The organism is Mycobacterium sp. UM_Kg27, assembly GCF_000972905.1.
Lineage (GTDB): Bacteria > Actinomycetota > Actinomycetes > Mycobacteriales > Mycobacteriaceae > Mycobacterium.
The window spans coordinates 1-269 of record NZ_JRMM01000368.1 but is presented as its reverse complement, the minus strand read 5'-3'; the positions used below and the strand labels follow the sequence as shown (position 1 = coordinate 269).

Genomic DNA, 269 nt, shown 5'->3' with positions numbered 1-269 from the left:
GGTGGTTCCGGTGCCGACGGTGCCGCGGGGACGTTCGCTGATGGTGGCGACGGCAATGGTGGGGCTGGTGGTAACGCCGGCTCTGGTGGTGCGGGCGGCAATGGGGGTGCCGGTGGTGTGGCCGGTAGTGCCACCAACGGTGCTGCCGGTATCACCGGTTCCGGTGGTGCCGCCGGGGAGGGCGGCAATGCCGGGGCTGCGGGTGCTGGTGGTGCGGGTGCGGCTGGTACCGCGGAGCGCCCCGACGCCGGCAATGGTGGTGCCGGTGG

At 73.6% G+C, this 269-nt stretch carries 1 protein-coding gene; it reads left to right on the top strand.

All coding sequences use genetic code 11. The features are described 5' to 3' along the window. Positions 1-269: hypothetical protein (locus LI94_RS23610; RefSeq protein WP_192831032.1), on the top strand; the 269-nt coding region annotated here is incomplete at both ends.